At 70.1% G+C, this 21,981-nt stretch carries 20 protein-coding genes and 2 pseudogenes; 14 read left to right on the forward strand and 8 right to left on the reverse strand.

Going from position 1 to position 21,981, the window contains the following annotated elements; genetic code table 11:
* Positions 1 to 14: 14 nt before the first annotated feature.
* Positions 15 to 1,991, reverse strand: coding sequence for a CASTOR/POLLUX-related putative ion channel (locus SLUN_RS29705; RefSeq protein WP_108153045.1), 1,977 nt, complete (start codon positions 1,989 to 1,991; stop codon positions 15 to 17).
* A 140-nt stretch (positions 1,992 to 2,131) separates the two neighbouring features.
* Positions 2,132 to 2,284: pseudogene (locus tag SLUN_RS41580) on the reverse strand (arsenate-mycothiol transferase ArsC); the annotation flags it as partial.
* Between SLUN_RS41580 and SLUN_RS41585 the strand changes: the two are divergent.
* Positions 2,279 to 2,467 (forward strand): annotated as a pseudogene (locus SLUN_RS41585) (hypothetical protein); the annotation flags it as partial. The pseudogenes SLUN_RS41580 and SLUN_RS41585 sit on opposite strands and share 6 nt — an antisense overlap.
* On the opposite strand, the gene SLUN_RS29715 reads toward SLUN_RS41585, so the two are convergent.
* Entirely contained in the window at positions 2,439 to 3,209 is a 771-nt protein-coding gene (locus SLUN_RS29715) for a VOC family protein (RefSeq protein WP_108153047.1), read from the reverse strand. The pseudogene SLUN_RS41585 and the gene SLUN_RS29715 sit on opposite strands and share 29 nt — an antisense overlap.
* A 248-nt stretch (positions 3,210 to 3,457) precedes the next feature.
* On the opposite strand from SLUN_RS29715, the gene SLUN_RS29720 reads away from it, so the two are divergent.
* The gene (locus tag SLUN_RS29720) at positions 3,458 to 4,288 is read left to right on the forward strand and encodes a sulfurtransferase (RefSeq protein ID WP_108153048.1); all 831 of its coding nucleotides are present in this window, start codon (positions 3,458 to 3,460) and stop codon (positions 4,286 to 4,288) included.
* A 193-nt stretch (positions 4,289 to 4,481) separates the two neighbouring features.
* Here the strand turns inward: SLUN_RS29720 and sepH are convergent, their stop codons facing one another.
* The 3 genes from sepH to SLUN_RS29740 all read right to left on the reverse strand — a co-directional run bounded on the left by sepH (position 4,482) and on the right by SLUN_RS29740 (position 9,036).
* Positions 4,482 to 5,528 (reverse strand): septation protein SepH, encoded by a 1,047-nt coding sequence (sepH, locus tag SLUN_RS29725; RefSeq protein WP_108153049.1) that lies wholly within the window; start codon positions 5,526 to 5,528, stop codon positions 4,482 to 4,484.
* Between the two features lie 984 nt (positions 5,529 to 6,512).
* Complete coding sequence (locus SLUN_RS29735; protein ID WP_108153050.1) at positions 6,513 to 7,838, reverse strand: D-arabinono-1,4-lactone oxidase; 1,326 nt, start codon at positions 7,836 to 7,838, stop codon at positions 6,513 to 6,515.
* Entirely contained in the window at positions 7,792 to 9,036 is a 1,245-nt protein-coding gene (locus SLUN_RS29740) for an MFS transporter (protein ID WP_108153051.1), read from the reverse strand. Before SLUN_RS29740 ends, SLUN_RS29735 begins: the two co-directional genes overlap by 47 nt.
* A gap of 189 nt (positions 9,037 to 9,225) precedes the next feature.
* On the opposite strand from SLUN_RS29740, the gene SLUN_RS29745 reads away from it, so the two are divergent.
* The gene (locus SLUN_RS29745; RefSeq protein WP_108153052.1) at positions 9,226 to 10,353 is read left to right on the forward strand and encodes a ferrochelatase; all 1,128 of its coding nucleotides are present in this window, start codon (positions 9,226 to 9,228) and stop codon (positions 10,351 to 10,353) included.
* Between the two features lie 24 nt (positions 10,354 to 10,377).
* Positions 10,378 to 11,178, forward strand: coding sequence for an inositol monophosphatase family protein (locus tag SLUN_RS29750; protein WP_108155006.1), 801 nt, complete (start codon positions 10,378 to 10,380; stop codon positions 11,176 to 11,178).
* A gap of 125 nt (positions 11,179 to 11,303) precedes the next feature.
* Here SLUN_RS29750 and SLUN_RS40135 read toward each other — a convergent pair whose 3' ends face one another.
* Positions 11,304 to 11,471: a hypothetical protein gene (locus tag SLUN_RS40135; protein ID WP_170146618.1), complete on the reverse strand. Its 168-nt coding sequence runs from the start codon at positions 11,469 to 11,471 to the stop codon at positions 11,304 to 11,306.
* Between the two features lie 311 nt (positions 11,472 to 11,782).
* On the opposite strand from SLUN_RS40135, the gene SLUN_RS29755 reads away from it, so the two are divergent.
* From SLUN_RS29755 to SLUN_RS29770, 4 genes are all read left to right on the forward strand, one after another.
* A complete protein-coding gene (locus tag SLUN_RS29755) occupies positions 11,783 to 12,436 on the forward strand; it encodes a response regulator transcription factor (RefSeq protein ID WP_108153053.1) in 654 nt (217 codons plus the stop codon).
* Between the two features lie 4 nt (positions 12,437 to 12,440).
* Complete coding sequence (locus SLUN_RS29760; RefSeq protein ID WP_108153054.1) at positions 12,441 to 13,667, forward strand: sensor histidine kinase; 1,227 nt, start codon at positions 12,441 to 12,443, stop codon at positions 13,665 to 13,667.
* 403 nt (positions 13,668 to 14,070) lie between these two features.
* Entirely contained in the window at positions 14,071 to 14,367 is a 297-nt protein-coding gene (locus SLUN_RS29765) for a DUF4193 domain-containing protein (protein WP_108153055.1), read from the forward strand.
* A gap of 13 nt (positions 14,368 to 14,380) precedes the next feature.
* The gene (locus SLUN_RS29770; protein ID WP_108153056.1) at positions 14,381 to 15,322 is read left to right on the forward strand and encodes a hypothetical protein; all 942 of its coding nucleotides are present in this window, start codon (positions 14,381 to 14,383) and stop codon (positions 15,320 to 15,322) included.
* 13 nt (positions 15,323 to 15,335) lie between these two features.
* Here the strand turns inward: SLUN_RS29770 and SLUN_RS29775 are convergent, their stop codons facing one another.
* Positions 15,336 to 15,794, reverse strand: coding sequence for a DUF3093 domain-containing protein (locus SLUN_RS29775; RefSeq protein WP_108153057.1), 459 nt, complete (start codon positions 15,792 to 15,794; stop codon positions 15,336 to 15,338).
* A 114-nt stretch (positions 15,795 to 15,908) separates the two neighbouring features.
* Here SLUN_RS29775 and SLUN_RS29780 point away from each other — a divergent pair, with 114 nt between their 5' ends.
* From SLUN_RS29780 to kdpB, 6 genes are all read left to right on the forward strand, one after another.
* On the forward strand, positions 15,909 to 16,472 hold the full coding sequence (locus SLUN_RS29780; RefSeq protein ID WP_108153058.1) for a PaaI family thioesterase: 564 nt from the start codon (positions 15,909 to 15,911) through the stop codon (positions 16,470 to 16,472).
* Positions 16,472 to 16,984: a dUTP diphosphatase gene (gene dut / locus SLUN_RS29785; RefSeq protein WP_108153059.1), complete on the forward strand. Its 513-nt coding sequence runs from the start codon at positions 16,472 to 16,474 to the stop codon at positions 16,982 to 16,984. Before SLUN_RS29780 ends, dut begins: the two co-directional genes overlap by 1 nt.
* A gap of 1 nt (position 16,985) precedes the next feature.
* Entirely contained in the window at positions 16,986 to 17,762 is a 777-nt protein-coding gene (locus tag SLUN_RS29790; RefSeq protein WP_108153060.1) for a DUF3710 domain-containing protein, read from the forward strand.
* 304 nt (positions 17,763 to 18,066) lie between these two features.
* A complete protein-coding gene (gene kdpF, locus SLUN_RS29795; protein WP_037701211.1) occupies positions 18,067 to 18,156 on the forward strand; it encodes a K(+)-transporting ATPase subunit F in 90 nt (29 codons plus the stop codon).
* Between the two features lie 8 nt (positions 18,157 to 18,164).
* Positions 18,165 to 19,829 (forward strand): potassium-transporting ATPase subunit KdpA, encoded by a 1,665-nt coding sequence (gene kdpA, locus SLUN_RS29800; RefSeq protein ID WP_108153061.1) that lies wholly within the window; start codon positions 18,165 to 18,167, stop codon positions 19,827 to 19,829.
* Positions 19,826 to 21,976, forward strand: a complete 2,151-nt coding sequence (kdpB, locus tag SLUN_RS29805) for a potassium-transporting ATPase subunit KdpB (protein WP_108153062.1) — start codon at positions 19,826 to 19,828, stop codon at positions 21,974 to 21,976. The genes kdpA and kdpB overlap by 4 nt, the downstream gene beginning before the upstream one ends.
* The last annotated feature ends 5 nt before the right edge of the window (positions 21,977 to 21,981 follow it).

The following is a 21,981-nucleotide window of genomic DNA, read 5'->3' on the forward strand; positions in this document are numbered from 1 at the left end:
CCGCCCCGGCGCCGTCAGCTCTCGGCGAGCACGATCAGCCAGTCCTCCTCGGAGAACCGGACCCGTCGCCGCTTGTCGGGGTTGATCCGCACCCCGTAGTCGGGGCCCGTGGCGCTCCGCGCGCGCAGCCGGTAGCCGACCGCGCATTCCCGGCGCCGCCGCGCCGACTCGACGGCGGTGGCGAACGAGACCTCATGACCGGCCCGGACGTAGTCCGCGGCCGGCTTGAGGTGGAACTCGTGGCCCTCCGCCTTGAACAACTCCTCGAAGACCTCTGCGAGATACGGGCTCTCCGAGATCTGGGTCATCAGAAGGCTGATCAGCCTGCCGCTCACGATGAAGTCGGCGCCGCCCCGGGCCGGCGCGAGGAGCCGGTTGCCGTCGTCGGACATCTCGGTGGTGAGCGCGAGTTCCCGCTGCGCGGCGTCCCCGATGGCCCGCAGATGCAGCAGGGTGACCAGCGTCCTGTCGTCCGCCCGCGCATCCGGATCCGTCACCGGAGCGAGGGGGGCGACGGGCGTGTCCGAGGCCGAGCCGCAGGCTGAGACCGAGGCCGAGGCCGAGGCCGCGGGCTCCGTCTCACCGATCACGATCAGGCTGTCGTACGAGGGCACGTCCAGCTTGGCCAGGGTGAGCGGGTCGGTGATGTCGCCGTCGTGGAAGGAGACTTCGAGGCGGGACCGCTCGGCCGTGACGGCTCGGGTGCCGCGCGTGGCCGCGTACTCGCCGAGCGCCACGACGTCCAGGGTGGTTCCCGGGCTCACGTACTGGCCGAGCTGCTCGATGACGAGCGGGGCGCGGCGGTTCCAGCCGAGCAGGAGGAGGCGTTCGGCCTGGGCGATCCTGGGCCCGGCTGTCACGATCGCGTCCTCCTCGACATGGGAGGCCACGTCCGCCCGCACGCCCGTGTCGTCATCCTGGGAGATGACGATGATCCGGTCGGCCGGGCCGATCGCCGCCCGCGGATCCGGATTGAGGGTGACGCTCCCGTCGGTGTGCAGCAGGCCGACCGCCGAGGACGTGGCGAACGACAGCAGCGCCTCGCCGAACGTCCGCCCCACGAGGCCCTCGGCGGCGACCGGGTAGAACTCGTCGCCCTCGAAGTCCAGCAACTCCGAGTAGATGAGCGAGAGGCCGGGCTGCCGGGCCGTCGAGACGAGGAGCCGGGCGACGATGTCGTCGACACACAGGACGTGTCCCGTGGGCCCGGCGGCCAGCCTGGCGGTCCTGTGGTTGCGAGAGTCACGGACGGCGGCGACCACCACCGCTTCCCCCTCGCCGGACCCGGGGGCGGCCGCGTCGAGGGCGAGTAGCGTCTTCACCACGTGGGCGTCGCCGGTGTCCCCGGTGGGAGGCAGCACCAGCACCGCCTTCGCGGTGCGCGGACTCACCCGGCACAGCTCGGCGGGGTCGGTGGTGCTCCCGTTGCGGCAGATGATCCGCGTTCTGCCACTGTCGCTGACGCGGGTGGAGATCTCGTCCTCCATCCACACCTTGTCCTGCGGGGCGAGCACGGCGATGGCGGAGCGGCGCTGGTTCGCGTTGGCGGCCACCAGCTCCCCGATCACGGGAAAGACCTGGTCCGACCACCCCAGTACGACGGTGTGCCGCGTCTCCAGCACGGTGGAGTGACCCAGGCGCAGCGACATGATGCGCCGGTTGATACCCGTGGTGATCAGGCTGACCAGGGTCGACACGAAGAGCAGCGCCACGAGCGCGAGCGATACGGAGGCCAGCACGTAGAGCGGGGAGCCGACCGCACCCCCGATCTTCAGCGTCTGGCCGACGCTGGCCCACACGGCGGTGAGCCGGCCGGAGAGCGTGGCCGGAGCGGCCCGGTCGGACCAGACGAGGACCATGCTCGCCGGAACGACGACGGCGAGGCAGGCCAGGGCGAGCCAGCCGATGAGCGCGGTCGTTCCCCCCGAGACCAGATGGTCGAAGCGGTACCGGAGACGGAGCCGGAGTGACGTCGTGTGCTGCTGTGCCACACAAGCTCCCGTACATGAGTCGACGCGCCGATCGGAGAGGCTGCCCGCCACCCCAGGAGTCACCCTAGGCAGATCTCTGCTCCCGCCCCCCTGAACCCCACCGACCTCACTCAGAGGTATGAACGCACCATGGACGCCGGCATGGTGATGATGTAGTCGGAGGCCTGGGTGGCCTCCGGGGTGAGGAACTTCGGCTTCAGGTCGGAGATGTCGATGCCCAGCTCGGCCATGGCGGTGACGGCCGAGGGGTTGACCTGGTCACCGGGGACCGAGCCGGCGGAGCGGACCTCGACGGCGCCCAGGTCGTGGTCGGTGACGTCAACCGGTCGGCGGACGAGATCGGCTACGAGGTGCTGTGCCGGCGCCACCACCGCAGGCAGATGACGGCCGCCAACGCGCATGCGGCCGCACTGTCGCCGGACGTGCTGCCCGTGGAGGCCGCCGAGGTCAGTGAGCGGCCGACCGTACGATCGTGAAGACCGCGCCCTCCGGGTCCGCGACGGTCGCGACCCGGCCGCTGGTGCTCGCCCTCGGCGCCTGCACCACATGCCCGCCGAGCTCCACCACATGGTGTGCGGCCACGTCGGTGTCCTCGACCTCGAAGTAGGTCATCCAGTGACTGCCCTTGCGCGGCAGGGCCTGGCCCACGCCGTGGAGGGCGGCGACCGGGCGTCCCGCGAGGTGCAGCGTCAGGTAGTCGAAGTCGGCCGAGACGACCGCCTCAGTCTCGTAGCCGAACACCGCCTCGTAGAACTTGCAGACGGATGAGGTCTCCAGGGTCACCAACTCGTTCCACACGGGAGTGCCATGGGTGCCGTACACCGCTGTGCCGCTGTGGACGCCCATCTGCCAGACGCCGAAGACCGCGCCCGCCGGGTCGGTCGCGATGGCCAGCCGGCCCGCGTCCCCGGCGTCCAGCGGGCCGACGCCGACGGTGCCGCCGCAGCTCCTGATCGACTCGGCGGTCGCGTCGGCGTCGTCGGTCGCCAGATACGGCGTCCAGGCGATCGGCAGGTGCCGGCTGGTCGGGAGTTGGCCGATGCCCGCGACCTCCTTGCCCTCGATCAGAGCGCGGACGTACGGGCCGAGCGGGTCGGGGCCGGGGGAGAACTCCCAGCCGAACAGCGCTCCGTAGAACTCCTGTGTCGCGTCAAGGCCGTGCACCATCAAGCTCACCCAGCAGGGTGTGCCGGGCGTGTGCCGAGTCGCCTCGGTCATCGTCACTCTCTCCTCGGACCATCGTGGTGGCCGTGCGGGGGGACCGGGCGTGCGCCGTTGTACGGCGGCTGTGCGCCCCTGTACGGAGCGGCTGTGCGCCCCGTGCAGATGGTTCCACCACAGAGCGCCCGGCGCGCCCCGGCCGCGCCGGATTTGGCGGGTTCCCGCTGGAGGATGCCCGTTTTGGTATGTCCCATCCGTTTCGGCGGCGTTACGGGTCGGCCGGTCGCTGCGCGAGGATGGGCCACATGAACCCCATCGTCACCGCCACGGAACTCGCGAGCGAGCTCTCCGGACCCCGTCCTCCGGTGCTCCTGGACATCCGCTGGCAGCTCGGCGGGCCGCACGGGCGGTCCGACTACGAGGCGGGCCACATCCCCGGCGCGGTCTTCGTCGACCTGGACGCGGAACTGGCGGCCCCGCCGGGCGCCGGCGGCCGTCACCCCCTGCCGGAGCCGGAGGCCTTCGGCGCGGTGATGCGCCGCGCGGGCGTCTCGGCCGACTCGCCGGTGGTCGCCTACGACGGCGGCCAGGGCTGGGCGGCGGCCCGTGCGTGGTGGCTGCTGCGCTGGACGGGCCACGCGGATGTCCGGGTCCTGGACGGCGGTCTGGCCGTGTGGACGGGCCCGTTGGAGACCAAGGTTCCCGATCCTTCGGAGGGCGCCTTCACCCCTGCCCCGGGCGCCCTTCCCCTGCTGGACGCGGACGCCGCGGCCGGCCTGGCCCGCTCGGGCGTGCTGCTCGACGCGCGGGCGGCCGAGCGCTACCGGGGAGACGTGGAGCCGATCGACCGGGTGGGCGGGCACATCCCGGGGGCGGTCTCGGCCCCGACGATGGAGAACGTCGACAAGGACGGCCGCTTCCTCCCTGCCGGGACCCTGTCGGCCCGCTTCAAGGCCCTGGGAGCCTCCGCGGCCGCGGAACCGGTCGGCGTCTACTGCGGCTCGGGCGTCTCGGGCGCCCACGAGGCCCTGGCCCTGGAGATCGCGGGCTTCGAGCCGGCGCTGTACGCGGGCTCCTGGTCCGAATGGTCCTCGGACGTCTCCCGCCCGGTGGCGACGGGCCCCCAACCGGGCTGAGCACACAGGCGCGTTGGCGGCGCGCGCCAGTGGGAACCAACGAGCGGCGCGAAGCTGCCGCCGCGCTCCCGCCGGGGGCCACGGAGTACCCCGTACCCCCAACTCCAGGGCGAGTGGGTGGGACACCCCCCCGCACGCAAAAGGTCCGGCACCTGTTCTCGGTGCCGGACCCCTGTGCGAGGCTCCGCGCCCCCTACTCCTGCTTCTTGCGGCGCGTGCCGAAGACGATCTCGTCCCAGCTCGGGACCGCCGCGCGGCGGCCCGGGCGGACGCCGTCCGCCTCCGCCTGGCGGTCCGTCGTGCCCGTCAGGCGGTCGCGGTGACCGGCCACCGAACGCGGCATCAGCACATCCGCGTACGCCGACCCCGCGCCCGCCGAGGCCGCAGGGGCCACCGGCTCCTCCGCCTCGGGCTCCTGCACCGGCTCTGCCGTCGGCGGCTCCGGCGGTGCGGGGCGTTCGGGGACGACCATGTCGCCCCGGAAGCTCGGCACCGCCTCGAGCAGACTCGTCAGGGAGTCCCGCTCGCTCTCCGGTTCACCCGGCGGTGCCGGTGCGGTCGGACGCTCCAGCTGACGGTCGAGTGCCCGGTCCAGCGGCCGGTCCCTCGGCAGCCGCGCGATGCGCGGTACGAACGGAAAGCTCGGCTCCTGCGTCGCCGCGATCGTGTCGTCGGTCTCGCCGATCAGCGCACGCGCCTCGTCGTCGACGGCCTGGACGAGCCGCCGCGGCGGGTCGTACGTCCAGCTCGCCGAGTGCGGCTCGCCCGCCACCCGGTAGACCAGCAGCACCTCCCAAGTGCCGTCGTCCCGGCGCCAGGAGTCCCACAGCACGGTGTCCTTCTCGGCGCCGCGCAGCGTCAGCCGCTCGTGCACCGCTTCGCCGAGCTGCGGTCCGCTGTTCTCGCCGGGACGTCGTACGGGAGTCTTGCGGGCCCGCTCCGCCATGAACGCGCGCTCCGCGAGCACCGGGCCCTCGAAACGCCGCACCCTGTCCACCGGAATCCCGGCGAGCTGAGCGACCTCCTCGGCGGAGGCACCTGCACGTATACGGGCCTGGATGTCGCGGGGGCGGAGATGGCTCTCCACCTCGATCTCGATCTGGCCGAGGCGGGCACGGTCGTTGCGTACGGCAGCGCGCAGCCGCTCGTCAATCGGAAGCGTGTACTCCGTGCTGTCCGCAGCCTTGAGCACCAGTCGTGTGCCGTCGTTGGAGACGGCCACGACACGCAGTTCGGGCATGGGGACCTCCCGGGTGGTGCCTGCCGACGTCACGTGCGTCGCTGCTTCCGCTAGTCGAGTGTGGCCTGCCCGGGTGCAGCCTGCCACAACCTTGCCGAGTTGCCCGGCGTGTCGGGCACAGGCCCTGGATCGCCGTTATGGCACGGTTACCTATTTGCGACTCTGAGTGACTGGCTGGTCACTCTCCGCATCGGGTACCCGTGCGGTGCCGCGGCGCCGCCGGATCGAGCGCCGCTTTCGGCCCCCACCTGGGGTCCGAACGCCCACGAGGGAGCCCGGGCCCAGGGCTCGCCACAGTACTCCATTCGGGCCACGGGGGTGGACCGCCGCGCCGCCGAACTTCTCCAGGGGCACGGGAGTTGGGCGTCCGGGGCATGGATGACGAGGTGTCCTGATTCACAGAACCCACTCAAAGGGAACTATTCGCTTCGCTCAAATGTCCCTACCTGGTGCATGGTGGGACAGATGGGCAAGCAGGGGCTGGAGATGGATCAGAAGTGGGACAGCGAAACAAACCGGACGGAACAGGACGGGGAGCAGGAACGGCGGCTTGATCTGAGCCCTGGCCCGAGGATGTGCGGACCCGGCTGATCCCGCAGGTGCCGCAGAACGGTGACGCCGAGGCGACCCGGCTGATGCCGCAGCTGCCGCACTCCGGGCCACAAGACGCCCCCGGCGAGAAGGAGTTCAGCCCGGCCAGTACGCACGGCACCCGCGTCCGGGGCTGGAAGCGCTCCGCCGTCGCCGCCGCTGTCGTGTTCGGCGTCGCCATGATCGGCGTCACCGGGTACGAACTGGCCTCGGGCTCCGACCTCAGTGGCGGCAAGGGCACGACCCTGACATCCGTCGTCCGCGGCGGCAGTGAGAAGTCCTCGCCGCCGAGCACCCCTTCGCAGATCCCGAGCCACGAACCGAGCCACCGGCACGACCCCGGACCCCAGGTCCGGCGCGGGTGCCGGTGCGGCGATCGGAGAGTGACTGCCCTCAGTCGCCGAGGACCCGGCGCAGGTAGTCGTTGGCGAACAGCCGCTCCGGGTCCAGCCGTTCCCGCAGCGCCGTGAACTCGCCGAACCGCGGATAGACCTCGGAGAAGTACTCCGCGTCCCGCGTGTGCACCTTGCCCCAGTGCGGCCGTCCGCCGTGCGCGGTCATGAGCCGCTCCACCGCGGTGAAGTACGACTGGTACGGCGTGCCCCGGTAGAGATGCACGGCGATGTAGGCGGTCTCCCGGCCCGATGCCGTGGAGAGCGCGATGTCGTCCGCCGGGGCCGTACGCACCTCCACCGGGAAACTCACCCGCAGCGGCGAGCGCTCGATCATCGCCCGCACCTCGCGCAGCGCCCCGACCGCCGCCTCCCGCGGAAGCGCGTATTCCATCTCAACGAACCGCACCCGGCGCGGAGATGTGAAGACCTTGTAGGGGATGTCCGTGTACGTACGGGCGGAGAGGGCGCGGCTGGAGATCCTGGCGATCGCCGGGATGGTCGCGGGGACGGCCCGGCCGACCGAACAGGCCAGCTGGAAGACGCCGTTGGAGAGGAGCTCGTCCTCGATCCAGCCGCCGATCTGTCCGGGCGGCGCGGCGGGGCCCGCGCTGCGGTTGTTGCGCTTGGTGTTGCAGTTGCCGGTGTGCGGGAACCAGTAGAACTCGAAGTGCTCGTTCTCCGCGAAGAGCGCGTCGAACTCGGCCGTGACCTTGTCGAACGTCATCGGCTCTTCACGGGCCGTCAGCAGGAATACGGGCTCGACGGTGAAGGTGATCGCGGTGACGACGCCCAGCGCGCCGAGCCCGATCCGGGCCGCCGCGAAGATCTCCGGATTCTCCTTCTCGGAGCAGGTCAGCACCGAGCCGTCCGCCGTGACCAGCTCAAGGGCCTTGATCTGCGCGGCGATCGAGGCCGAGTCACGGCCCGTGCCGTGCGTGCCGGTGGAGGTCGCGCCCGCGACCGTCTGATCCATGATGTCGCCCATGTTCGCGAGCGAGAGGCCCTCGCGCGCGAGGGCGGTGTTCAGCCGCTTGAGCGGGGTGCCCGCCTCGACCGTCACAGTCATGGCCGTGCGGTCGATCTCCCGGATTCCGGTCAGCAGATCGGGCCGGATCAGCACACCGTCGGTGGCGGCGGCAGCGGTGAAGGAGTGGCCCGTGCCGACGGCCTTCACCTTCAGGCCGTCCTCGGCCGCCCGGCGGACGGCGTCGACGAGCTCCTCGGTCGAGGCCGGCGAGACCTCTCGTACCGGACGGGCGGTCACGTTCCCGGCCCAGTTACGCCACGGACTGCTCGTCCCGCTGGTCACGCTCGTCCTGCTCATCGATCCCCTCCGGTTTCACCGGCCTGTTCAGCCGGCGGTACCCCAGGAGCGCCACCGCGGCCGCGAGCGCTCCCGCCGCGTTCGAGACCAGGTACCCGGCGTCCGCCCCGGCGGCATCGATCACCCAGCCGGCGACCGACGAGCCGACCGCGATCCCGACCGCGAGCCCCGTGCCCACCCAGGTCATGCCCTCGGTCAGATTCGCGCGTGGTACGTGCTGCTCGATCAGGGCCATGGTGGTCACCATCGTCGGTGCGATGGCAAGGCCCGCGACAAAGAGCGCCACGGCCAGGAACGGCAGGTTCCCGGCCAGTTGGAGGGGGATCATACTCACGGCCATCGCACAGACGCCCAGCAGCCACCTGCGCTCGCCCGACCCCTTGAGATGCAGCAGTCCGAAGACCACTCCGGCGAGGCAGGAACCGAGCGCGTACACGGCCAGCACCAGGCTTGCCGCCGCCTTGTGGCCCTGCTCCTCGGCGAAGGCCACCGTCACCACGTCGACCGAACCGAAGATCGCGCCCGTCGCGACGAACGTGCCCACCAGGACCTGCAGGCCGGGAGCGCGCAGCGCCGAGCCCTTGGTGTGGTGTTCCTTCGGCTGCGGTACGGGCTCGGTGGACCGCTGTGCGGTCAGCAGGAAGACGCCCGCCAGCAGACAGAGGCCGGCGACCAGCGGGCCCGCTTCGGGGAACCAGACCGTGGAGAGACCGATGGCGGCGATCGGCCCGAAGATGAAGCAGGCCTCGTCGACGACGGACTCGAAGGCGTACGCGGTGTGCAGTTCACGGGGCGAGCCCCGGTAGATCTCCGCCCAGCGGGCCCGGACCATCGAGCCGAGGCTCGGCACACAGCCGATCCCGGCCGAGAAGACGAACAGGGTCCAGTCCGGCCAGCCCTCGTGTGCGCAGAGCAGCAGTCCGCCCGCCGCGACGCCGGCGACCAGGGTGGCCGGCCGCAGTACACGGCGCTGGCCGTGCCGGTCCACCAGCCGGGATATCTGCGGGCCGAGCGCCGCGGCGGAGAGTGCCACCGTGGCCGAGAGCGCGCCCGCGAGCCCGTAGCGCCCGGTGAGCTGCGAGATCATCGTGACGATGCCGATGCCCATCATCGACAGGGGCAGCCGGCCGATGAAGCCGGCGGCGGAGAACGCCTTGGTGCCAGGGGCGGCGAAGAGGGCGCGGTACGGACTGGGCAAGGAGTTCTCCGGTAAGGCGCCTCACCGTGGCCCGTGGTGGGCGTGGGCCAGGGGGCGTTGTTGGTTGCTGTGCGGTGGGTGGTTTCGCGAGCGTAAGGCGTAAAGGCGGCGTTCGAAGGTTACGCCCCCGTGGCTGTCCCGCGCACGGCGGTTGTCCCGCCGGCAGAAGGGGGTGGCAGGATCGTTCTCATGCCCGATCAGCGCGATCCAGCCCCTTACGACGCCCTGCTGCTGCTCTCCTTCGGTGGACCCGAGGGCCCGGACGATGTCGTCCCGTTCCTGGAGAACGTGACGCGCGGCCGCGGCATCCCCGGGGAACGGCTCAAGGAGGTGGGTCAGCACTACTTCCTGTTCGGCGGGGTCAGCCCCATCAACGACCAGAACCGCGCCCTGTTGGACGCCCTGCGCAAGGACTTCGCCGAGCACGGCCTGGACCTGCCGGTGCACTGGGGCAACCGGAACTGGGCGCCGTATCTCACCGACACACTGCGCGAGATGGTCCAGGACGGCCACCGTCGCATCGCCGTGCTCGCCACCAGCGCGTACGCCTCCTACTCGGGCTGCCGGCAGTACCGCGAGAACCTGGCGGACGCCCTGGCCACCCTGGAGGCGGAGGGACTTGAGCTGCCGCGCGTGGACAAGCTGCGGCACTACTTCAACCACCCCGGCTTCGTGCGACCCATGATCGAAGGCGTCCTGGAGTCCCTCGCGGACCTTCCCGAGGAGGTACGGGCGGGCGCGCGGCTGGCCTTCACCACGCACTCCATCCCGACGTCCGCGGCCGACACCTCAGGACCGGCCGAAGAGCACGGCGAAGGCGGGGCGTATGTACGCCAGCACCTGGAAGTGGCCCGGCTGATCGCCGACGCCGTACGCGACGAGACGGGCATCGAGCACCCCTGGGAGCTCGTCTACCAGTCGCGCAGCGGAGCCCCGCACATCCCGTGGCTGGAGCCGGACATCTGCGACCACCTGGAGGAGCAGCACGCCGCGGGTGCACCGGCGGTGGCGATGGTGCCCATCGGCTTCGTCTCGGACCACATGGAGGTCCTCTACGACCTCGACACCGAGGCCACCGCCAAGGCCGCCGAACTGGGGCTGCCCGTGCGCCGTGTCTCGACCGTGGGCGCGGATCCGCGCTTCGCCGCCGCGGTCCGCGATCTCGTCCTGGAGCGCGCGGCGACCGAGCGGGGTGTCCACGCCGAGCGCTGCGCGCTGGGCGCCCTCGGCCCCTCCCACGACCTCTGCCCGGTCGGCTGCTGCCCGGCCAGGGCGCCCAAGCCCGCGGCCGCCGGTGCCGACAGCCCGTACGCGTAAGGAAGCCCTGTGACCGACGCTCCCGTGTCCGATCCGCTGCTGTCCGAACTCCTCGGTCTCGCCCTGGAGGCCGCCCGCCGTGCGGGGGAGCTGCTGCGCGACGGCCGCCCCGCCGACCTGGGCGTCGCCGCGACCAAGTCCAGCCCCATCGACGTCGTCACCGAGATGGACATCGCGGCGGAGAAGCTGATCACCGGCTTCCTGGCCGAGCACCGCCCCGACGACGGTTTCCTCGGCGAGGAGGGCGCCTCCTCCGTCGGCACCAGCGGCGTCCGCTGGGTCATCGACCCGCTCGACGGCACCGTCAACTACCTCTATGGCCTGCCGACCTGGGCGGTCTCCATCGCCGCCGAGCGGGACGGCGAGACGGTCGTGGGGGTGGTGGCGGCCCCGATGCGCCGCGAGACCTACCGCGCGGTGCTCGGTGGCGGCGCGTACGCCGACGACAAGCCCCTCCAGTGCCGTCCCACGGCCCCGCTGGAGCAGGCCCTGGTCTCCACCGGCTTCAACTACGTCACGACCGTACGCAGCCACCAGGCGGACGTCGCCCAGCGGCTCATCCCGCGCCTGCGCGACATCCGCCGCAGCGGCTCGGCGGCCATCGACCTGTGCGACGTCGCCGCCGGCCGCCTGGACGGCTACTACGAGCGCGGCCTCAGCCCCTGGGACCTCGCCGCGGGCGATCTGATCGCCCGCGAGGCGGGCGCCCTGACCGGCGGACGCCCCGGCGAACCGGCGAGCGGCGATCTGGCGGTGGCGGCGAGCCCCGGCGTATTCGCGCCGCTCCAGTCCCTGCTGGACGAGCTCGGCGCCTGGCACGACTGACACCCGGCCGTGCGCGTGAACCGAGCCACAACAGATGCGCGTGAACCGAGCCACAACAGAAGGGCCCCGACACCGTCCCGCGGCGTCGGGGCCCTTCTCAGGTCCGGTACCTGTACGGTCCGGCGCTACGCGGCGCTGACGTGCACGCCGTGCTCCGCGGCCAGGCGGTGCAGGTCGTCCAGCTCGGCCTGCTCGACATCCGCCAGGAAGTCGTCGCCCGCCTCTTGAGCCAGCGTGAGGTCGGTCTCGGCGGCCTTTATGCGCTGCAGAAGTCCTGCGGTGAATGCGTCCATGGTGCGCCCCCTCGTCGTGGGTCGGTGGCACGGGGGTGTGCCGACGGTGGGTGATCAACCCTGGAACAGGTCGTGGCGTGCCACTTACAGGGCGTGATCTAGGGTGTTTAGTCGTCCTCCCCAGGGGCTCCCTCAGAGAAACCTCAACTGGCCCGAGAATCCGGTGAATTCCTTCAGCCCCAGGTCGGCGGTTGTCGACCGGCTTCGCCTTACAGCCGGTTTACGCGCGTAACAGGCAGGATGGATGCGCACAGCCAGTGCTCACACATCTGCCCGATCACGTCTGACGGGCACAGCGGAAGGACAGCGACGTGCGCGTACTCGTCGTCGAGGACGAGCAGCTGCTCGCCGATGCGGTGGCCACCGGACTGCGCCGGGAGGCCATGGCCGTCGACGTCGTGTACGACGGCGCAGCCGCCCTGGAGCGTATCGGGGTCAACGACTACGACGTAGTGGTGCTGGACCGCGACCTCCCCCTGGTCCACGGTGACGACGTCTGCCGCAAGATCGTCGAGCTGGGCATGCCGACCCGGGTACTGATGCTGACCGCCTCCGGTGATGTCAGCGACCGTGTCGAGGGACTCGAGCTCGGCGCGGACGACTACCTCCCCAAGCCCTTCGCCTTCACCGAGCTCACCGCCCGGGTCCGCGCCCTGGGCCGCCGTACGACCGTGCCCCTGCCGCCCGTCCTGGAGCGCGCCGGCATCAAGCTCGACCCCAACCGACGCGAAGTCTTCCGCGAGGGCAAGGAGATCCAGCTCGCGCCCAAGGAGTTCGCGGTCCTGGAGGTCCTGATGCGCAGCGAGGGCGCGGTCGTCTCGGCCGAGCAGCTCCTGGAGAAGGCCTGGGACGAGAACACCGACCCGTTCACCAATGTGGTGCGTGTGACCGTGATGACCCTGCGCCGCAAGCTCGGCGAGCCGCCGGTGATCGTCACCGTGCCAGGCTCCGGCTACCGGATCTGACCGGATGGCCACCGCCCCGGCGCCACCGCAGGCACCTCCGAAACCCACCTGGGACCCGCGCGATCCCGTGCGGCCCCTGCTGCGCCCCACGATCCGGATACGGCTGACGCTGCTCTACGGCGGGATGTTCCTGATCGCCGGCATCCTGCTGCTGTCGATCATCTATCTGCTGGCCGCGCAGGCGCTGCACATCGGCAGCGAGCTGCCGTTCAAGATCGTGAACGGCAGTGTGAAGAGCGACATCTGCAACTTCCCCAGCGAGGCGCCGCCCGAGCAGTTCAACGCGGCGATGAACGCCTGTGTCAACGAGCAGCGCCAGCACGCCCTGGACGACCTGCTGCGCCGCTCCCTCTTCGCACTGCTCGGCCTGAGCGTCATCGCCTTCGCCTTCGGCTACGCCATGGCAGGACGAGTGCTCTCGCCGCTCGGCAAGATCACCCGCACTGCCCGGCAGGTGGCCGGCTCGGACCTCACCCGCCGGATCAAGCTGGACGGTCCGGACGACGAGCTCAAGGAGCTCGCGGACACCTTCGACGAGATGCTGGACCGGCTGGAGCGCGCCTTCAGCGCGCAGCAGCGGTTCGTCGCGAACGCCTCGCACGAGCTGCGTACACCGCTCGCGATCAACCGCACGCTGCTGGAGGTCCACCTCTCCGACCCCGGGGTCCCCGCGGAGCTCCAGCAGCTCGGCAAGACCCTCCTGGCCACCAACAAACGCAGCGAGCAGCTGGTCGAGGGCCTGCTGCTGCTCGCCCGCAGCGACAACCAGATCGTCGAACGCAAACCGGTGGACCTGGCCGAGGTCGCCACCCGCGCGGTCGACCAGGTCCGCGCCGAGGCGGAGGCCAACGGCGTGGAGATCCGCGGGGAGCGCGCGCCCGCCGTCGTACAGGGCAACGGCGTCCTGCTGGAGCGCATCGCCCTGAACCTGGTGCAGAACGCCGTGCGCTACAACATCCCGGAAGGCGGGTGGGTGCATGTCTCCACCGAGCTCCAGCAGGGCGAGGCGGTCCTGGTCGTCGAGAACACGGGGCCGGTGGTTCCCGCGTACGAGATCGACAATCTCTTCGAGCCCTTCCGGCGGCTGCGCCAGGAGCGGACCGGCAGCGACAAGGGTGTCGGCCTGGGGCTTTCGATCGCCCGCTCGGTCGCGAGGGCCCACCGAGGCCGTATCATCGCGGAGCCTCGCGAGGGAGGCGGGCTCGTGATGCGTGTCACCCTCCCTGTCTGAGATGCTGATCGACGCGACTCGGCGAGTTCGCTTCGTTCGCTTTACGCTGAATTTTCGGGACCCGTGTCCGAGAGGTCCGTGTGGCATCGATCACAGGGGCGAATTTCTGGCCATCTACTCTCTGTGATCAAGACTCTTACCGGAAAGCCGGTAAAAGTCCGGGTTTCCGGGGGTCGAGATCACGGGAAGTACACGGGGTGGCGCCCGTGAAGTGCGACATTCGGACCGTGTACGGTCCCGATCGCCATCCAACCCGAGCACTCTTGAGGGCTCCGGTTGGGTGTCGATTGAGTAACAGACCTTGATGTGAGGCAAAATCTCCGCCTCGGGTCGGGCACAAGTCCGGCCTCTCACGCGTTACGTGCGCTGGAGACACCGCAGACACCCAGAGGGGGAGAGGCACATGGCAACGGACTACGACACCCCACGCAAGACCGATGACGACGTCGATTCGGACAGCCTTGAGGAACTGAAGGCCCGCCGGAACGACAAGACCACCTCGGCCGTCGATGTAGACGAGTTCGAGCAGGCTGAAGGCCTGGAGCTGCCCGGAGCGGACCTTTCCAACGAGGAACTGTCCGTTCGCGTGCTGCCCCGCCAGGCCGACGAGTTCACCTGCATGAGCTGCTTCCTCGTGCACCACCGCAGCCAGCTGGCGCGCGAGAAGAACGGTCAGCCGATCTGCCGCGACTGCGACTGAGGTCCGGTCGGCCGTGGCAGGCGAGACACCGTCCAGGAAACGGCGCTTCCGGCGTCAGAAGCCGCCGGAGGCACATCAGGGCGGTACGGGCCCGGCAGAAGGCGCCACGGCGTCTGCCGAGCACTCGGCCGCCCTCCTGCCCCACGGCGCAGGAGACGACGAGCGGGGCCTGACGGCCTCGCTCGAAGGACTCGAAGGACAGAAAGCACTCGAAACCGCGGATCAGGCGGGGCCCCCGACGAGGACCCCCCGCCTGGCCGCAGTCAGGCAAGGCGTACGCAAGAGCGGCGAGAGCGCCAAAGTGGGGCTCGCCTACATCGCCGACCGGATCATCGAGAACGCACCACGCGTCCCGGTGCGCGATCTCGCGAAACTGCGCAAGCAGTTCCCCGGCCTCGCTCCCGAGCAGCTCGCTGACAAGCTGGTCGCGGGCGCGGCGATCGGCACATCCACGGTGGGTGCGGGCATCGGCGCTGCCGCGATGCTGCCCGTACCGCCGGCGATGCCGGCCGAGCTGGCCACGGAGATCGTCGCCGTCGCCGCGATCGAGATGAAGCTCATCGCCGAGCTCCACGAGGTCTATGGACTGCGACCGCCCGGCAACCTCAAGGAGCGCAGCACCGCGTATCTGGCCTCCTGGTCGGAGGAGCGCGGGATCGACGCCGCCAGGCCGGCGACGGTCGACGCCGCACTCGGCGGTCACCTCAAACGCGAGCTGCGGCAGCAGATCATGAAGCGCATGGTCCGCAATCTGCCGAACCTGATTCCGTTCATGGTGGGCGCGACCGTCGGCGCGTGGATGAACCGCCGTGACACCAAGAAGGTCGCGGACCGCATCCGCAAGGACCTGCGCAGCAGACAGATCCCCTGGGACGCGCTGCCCGCGCTCCCGCCGCTGGAGCAGCCCAAGAGCCCCCTGGACACGACGGTCACCCGCCGGGAGCTGGAGACCTGAGCCGTCACGGCCGTCAGGCCGCGCGCACCGCCGTCACAGCGGCGGCCAGCGCCTTCGGGTCCCGGGTCGACACATACACGTAGGGCGTGGGGTCGGCCGGGTCCGTGATCTCGATCCGCAGCGCTGTCGGGATGTAGCTGCGCAGCAGCATGTAGGCCCGCGCGTCGGCCTTGTACGAACGCCAGGCGCGCGCTTCCTCCTCGTCCAGCACCTCGGCTTCGCCGAGCGCCGACAGCGGGATCCGGGCCTCGCCCGCGACCAGCGAGCCGGCCACCACGCGGATGCGGACCGACCCGTACGAACTGACCACGACGCCCGCGACCGCGGCCGCGCCGATCAGGCCGCCGAGCATCGCCAAAGGACCGATCGGCAGCATGATGAGACCGCCCGCGACACCCACCAGCGCGGTGATCAGCCACCACGAACGGGGAGCGGTCAGACGTTCTTCGTAGTGCGGGGCGGAAGGCTGCATGAAGCCAAGCTTGGCACGGTGCGACCAGCGGGTAGCCGCGCGGGTAAGGTCTGCGCCGTGAGCACTGCGAAATCCCGGGGGGCGACCCCCGGACCCTCGGGCCGGGCTGCGGCGATGATCCCCCCGGCCGACGCCGTACCGCCGGTACGGCACCCCGAAGCCCCGGCCCCCGGAGAGCTCCTCGGTGCGCACTACGAGCACTGTTTCGGCTGCGGCGAGGCACAGCCCCACGGGCTTCACCTGGAGGCGCGCGCCGGTGAAGGCGTACGGGTCACCGCGGAATTCACCGTCAAGCCCGCCCACCAGGGCGCTCCGGGTCTCGCGCACGGCGGTGTGCTGGCCTCGGCCCTGGACGAGACGCTGGGCTCGCTGAACTGGCTGCTGCGGACGATCGCGGTGACCGGCCGGCTCGAGACCGACTTCGTACGACCCGTGCCCGTGGACACCGTGCTGCATCTGCAGGCCGAGGTGACCGCGGTCGCCGGACGCAAGATCTTCTCCAGCGCCGTGGGCCGCATCGGCGGCCAGGACGGGCCCGTCGCGGTACGTGCCGACGCTCTCTTCATCGAGGTCAAGGTCGACCACTTCATCGACAACGGCCGCCCGGAGGAGATCAGGGCAGCCATGTCCGACCCCGATCAGATCAGGCGCGCCCGCGCCTTCGAGGTGAACCCCTGATGCGTGACCCTGTCGATGTCCTGATCCGTCGTGTGGACCCGGAAGTACCGCTCCCGACGTATGCGCACCCCGGCGACGCCGGAGCCGATCTGGTGACCTGCGAGGCCGTCGAACTCGCCCCTGGCGAGCGGGTCGTGCTGCCCACCGGGGTGTCCATCGCTCTCCCCGACGGGTACGCCGCCTTCGTCCACCCCCGTTCCGGTCTCGCAGCCCGCTGCGGAGTGGCCCTCGTGAATGCCCCGGGGACGGTGGATGCCGGGTACCGTGGGGAGATCAAGGTAATCGTGGTCAATCTCGACCCGCGCGAGACGGTGCGGTTCGATCGGTTCGACCGGATTGCCCAACTGGTCGTCCAGCAGGTCGAGAAGGTGCGCTTCCACGAGGTGGCGGAGCTTCCCGGCTCGGCGCGGGCCGAGGGGGGCTTCGGGTCCACCGGCGGTCATGCCGCTGTGGACGGCTCTACGGGTGGGAATCGATACGCTTCGGTCGTATCCGACCGGGAAGGACAGTGACGTGTTCGGACGTCGCAAGAAGAGTGGTTCCGCCGAGGACGCGGCGGACGCAACGGGCGAGGCCGAGCAGGTCGTCGACGAGCGCGACACGGAGTACGCCGACGAGGAGGGGGCGCCCCGCCGGGCGAACCTTCCGCCGGCGCCCCGGCCCGACGGCCCCTGGGACGTCTCCGAGGTATCCAAGCCCGGCGAGGGCCGGGTCGATCTGGGCGGTCTTTTCGTGCCCGGAGTCGAGGGAATGGAGCTGCGCGTCGAGGTCGCCGGTGACGCGATCGTCGCCGCCACCGTCGTACTGCGCGACAGCGCCGTACAGCTGCAGGCCTTCGCGGCGCCCAAGAAGCAAGGCATCTGGGGCGAGGTCCGCGAGGAGATCGCCTCAGGCATCACCAAGCAGGGCGGCATCATCGACGAGGTCGAGGGTCCGCTGGGCTGGGAGCTGCGGGCGCAGGTGCCCGTACAGCTGCCCGACGGCACGGGCGGCGTACAGCTGGTGCGCTTCATCGGCGTCGACGGGCCGCGGTGGTTCCTGCGCGGAGTGATCTCCGGGCAGGGCGCGGTGCAGCCCGAGGCCGCCGGTCTGCTCGAGCAGATCTTCCGGGACGCCGTCGTCGTACGCGGCGACGGGCCGATGGCGCCGCGTGACCCGATCGTCCTGAAGCTGCCGGAGGACGCGCAGATGGTGCCCGAGGGCGTCCAGCAGGAGGAGCAGGAAGGCTCCCGCTTCTCCGGAGGCATGGGGCAGCTGCAGCGCGGACCCGAGATCACCGAGGTGCGCTGACACCTCGACCGAAAATCGACGAGGCCGGTGGCCCGTACTCCCCCGAAGGGAGTACGGGCCACCGGCCTTTTCGCAGGTCAGCGCCAGGTTGGCGGCGCACCCGTAAGAGAGTCGTCAAGGGGGCGCCCATGGCCGTAAGGGAGCCGTCAACGGGAGGCTGGAACAGGCCATTAGGGGGTTTCCTCAAGGGGTCCAGGAATCCGAACCTCATCTAGGAGCACACGATGGCCGACGTGGCCTTCGTCGTCACCACGGTCGCGGTCTTCGCGCTGGTGGCTCTCATCGCCAAGGGGGTGGCAAAGCTGTGACCGCCGAGAACATCGTCGGCCTGATCGTGGCCGTCGCCCTGCTTGGATACCTCGTCCTCGCCCTTCTTTACCCGGAGAGGTTCTGAGCACAGATATGAGCCCCGTCCTCGCTGGTGTGCTCCAGATGCTTGCGCTGATCGCCGCGCTCGCGCTGGCGTACCGTCCGCTCGGCGACTACATGGCCGGCGTCTACTCCTCGAAGAAGCATCTGCGTGTCGAGAAGTGGATATACAAGGCCATCGGCGCCAACCCCACCGCAGAGATGCGCTGGCCCGCCTATCTGCGCGGTGTCCTCGCCTTCTCCGCCGTGGGCGTCCTCTTCCTCTACCTGCTGCAGCGGCTCCAGGGCAGTCTGCCCGGCTCGCTCGGCTTCTCCTCCATCGACCCGGACCAGGCGTTCAACACCGCCGCGTCGTTCGTGTCGAACACCAACTGGCAGTCGTACTACGGCGAGCAGGCCATGGGCCACGTCGTACAGACCGGCGGCCTCGCGGTGCAGAACTTCGTCTCCGCCGCCGTCGGCATCGCCGTCGCGGTGGCTCTCGTACGGGGCTTCGCCCGCTCCCGCACCGGTGAGCTCGGCAACTTCTGGGCGGACCTGGTCCGCGGCACCGTCCGCATCCTGATCCCGATCTCGGTGATCGCGGCGATCCTGCTGGTCGCCTGCGGCGCCATCCAGAACTTCGCGGGCATCCACGAGGTCGGCCAGTTCACGGGCGGCACGCAGCAGTGGAACGGCGGCGCCGTCGCCTCCCAGGAGGCCATCAAGGAGCTCGGCACCAACGGTGGCGGCTACTTCAACGCCAACTCGGCCCATCCCTTCGAGAACCCCAACCCGATCTCGAACCTCCTCGAGATCTTCCTGATCCTCCTCATCCCCTTCGCGCTGACCCGCACCTTCGGCCGGATGGTCGGCTCGCTGAAGCAGGGATATGCGATCCTCGCCGCGATGGTGACCATCTGGATCGGGTTCACCGCGCTGATGATGTGGACCGAGTTCCACCACGGCGCCCCGGCGTTCGACGTCGCCAGCGGTGCGATGGAGGGCAAGGAGACCCGCTTCGGAGTCGGCGGCTCGTCGATCTTCGCGGTGGCCACCACGCTCACCTCGACCGGTGCGGTCAACTCCTTCCACTCGTCCTTCACCGGCTTCGGCGGCGGCATCACCATGCTGGGGATGCAGCTCGGTGAGATCGCCCCCGGTGGTGTCGGCTCCGGCATCTACGGCATGCTGATCATGGCGATCATCGCGGTGTTCATCGCCGGTCTGATGGTCGGCCGTACGCCCGAGTACCTCGGCAAGAAGATCGGCACCCGCGAGATCAAGCTGGCGGCCTGCTACATCCTCATCACCCCGGCGCTGGTGCTCTGCTTCACCGCCGCGTCGATGGCTCTGCCGACCCCGGGCGACTCGATGACCAACTCGGGTGCCCATGGCTTCTCGGAGATCCTGTACGCCTTCACCTCGGGCGCCAACAACAACGGCTCGGCCTTCGCGGGTCTGAACGCCGACACGCAGTGGTTCAACACCACCATCGGTCTCGCGATGCTGCTCGGCCGCTTCCTCCCGATGGTGTTCGTCCTGGCGCTCGCGGGCTCGCTCGCCGAGCAGAAGCCGGTCCCTGCCACCGCGGGCACGCTCCGCACCGAGAAGCCCCTGTTCACCGGGCTGCTGGTCGGAACGATCCTGATCATCACCGGTCTGACCTACTTCCCGGCGCTGGCGCTGGGTCCGCTCGCCGAAGGGCTGGCGTCATGACCACCAACGTAAAGAAGCAAGAGGAGCCCGGCTCCATGTCCACCGCCACTGCGACCCGGGCGCCGCACAGCGATGTGCCCACCGGTCACAAGACCGAGCCCGGCCGGGTCGGCGGGGGTCTGTTCGACCCCAAGCAGCTGATCAAGTCCTTCCCGGACGCCGTCAGGAAGCTCGACCCGCGGGTGATGGTCAAGTCCCCCGTGATGTTCGTGGTCCTGGTCGGCTCCGTGCTGACCACCATTTTCGCGATCAAGGACCCGACCGACTGGTTCGGCTGGGCGATTGCTGCCTGGCTCTGGCTGACCACCATCTTCGCCAACCTGGCGGAGGCGGTGGCCGAGGGCCGCGGCAAGGCGCAGGCCGACACCCTGCGCAAGGCCAAGACCGACACCGTCGCGCGGCGTCTGAACGGCAAGGCCGAGGAGCAGGTGCCCGGCACCGAGCTGCGCATCGGCGATCTGGTCGTCTGTGAGGCGGGCGATGTCATCCCCGGCGACGGTGACGTCGTCGAGGGCGTCGCGTCGGTGGACGAGTCGGCCATCACCGGCGAGTCCGCTCCGGTCATCCGCGAGTCCGGCGGCGACCGCAGTGCCGTCACCGGCGGTACGAAGGTCCTCTCCGACCGCATCGTCATCAAGATCACGACCAAGCCGGGCGAGACGTTCATCGACCGGATGATCGCCCTGGTCGAGGGCGCCGCCCGCCAGAAGACGCCCAACGAGATCGCGCTGAACATTCTTCTCGCGTCCCTCACGATCGTCTTCCTGCTCGCGGTCGTCACCCTGCAGCCGTTCGCGATCTACGCCGACGCCAGGCAGTCGATGGTCGTGCTGACCGCTCTGCTGGTGTGTCTGATCCCGACCACCATCGGCGCGCTCCTCTCCGCCATCGGCATCGCCGGTATGGACCGGCTCGTGCAGCGCAACGTGCTCGCGATGTCCGGTCGTGCGGTCGAGGCCGCCGGTGACGTCTCCACGCTGCTGCTCGACAAGACCGGCACCATCACCCTCGGCAACCGCCAGGCCGCCGAGTTCGTCCCGGTCAAGGGCGTCACCGAGGGCGAGCTCGCGGATGCCGCGCAGCTCTCCTCGCTCGCCGACGAGACGCCCGAGGGCCGCTCGATCGTGGTCCTCGCCAAGGAGAAGTACAACCTGCGCGAGCGCCACCAGGGTGAGCTCTCGCAGGCCGAGTGGGTGCCCTTCACCGCCCAGACCCGGATGTCGGGTGTGGACCTGTCCGAGAACGGCGAGGCCCGCAAGGTCCGCAAGGGCGCGACCGGCTCGGTCGTCTCCTGGGTCACCGAGCGCGGTGGCCAGGTGGCCGAGGACGCGGACACGACCGCCAACAAGATCTCGCAGGCAGGCGGCACGCCGCTGCTGGTCGCCGTCGAGGACGACAAGGGCGCCCGCGTCCTGGGCGTCATCCACCTCAAGGACGTCGTCAAGGAGGGCATGCGGGAGCGGTTCGACGAGCTGCGCCGCATGGGCATCAAGACGGTCATGATCACGGGTGACAACCCGCTGACCGCCAAGGCGATCGCGGACGAGGCCGGAGTCGACGACTTCCTCGCCGAGGCCACGCCCGAGGACAAGATGGCGCTGATCAAGCGCGAGCAGGCCGGTGGCAAGCTCGTCGCGATGACCGGTGACGGTACCAACGACGCGCCCGCGCTGGCCCAGGCGGACGTCGGTGTGGCCATGAACACCGGTACCTCGGCCGCCAAGGAGGCCGGGAACATGGTGGACCTGGACTCCAACCCGACCAAGCTCATCGAGATAGTCGAGATCGGCAAGCAACTCCTCATCACCCGGGGCGCGCTGACGACCTTCTCGATCGCCAACGACGTCGCGAAGTACTTCGCGATCATCCCGGCGATGTTCGCGGTGGTCTACCCGGGCCTGGACAAGCTCAACATCATGGACCTGTCCTCGCCCAAGTCCGCCATCCTGTCCGCGGTCATCTTCAACGCGCTGATCATCATCGCGCTGGTGCCGCTCGCCCTGAAGGGCGTCCGGTACCGGCCGACGAGCGCGGACAAGATGCTCCGGCGCAACCTCGGGATCTACGGTCTGGGCGGACTGGTCGCCCCGTTCATCGGCATCAAACTCATCGACCTGCTCATCTCCCTCATCCCCGGAATCGGCTGATTCAC

The sequence above is a fragment of the Streptomyces lunaelactis genome (assembly GCF_003054555.1).
Lineage (GTDB): Bacteria > Actinomycetota > Actinomycetes > Streptomycetales > Streptomycetaceae > Streptomyces > Streptomyces lunaelactis.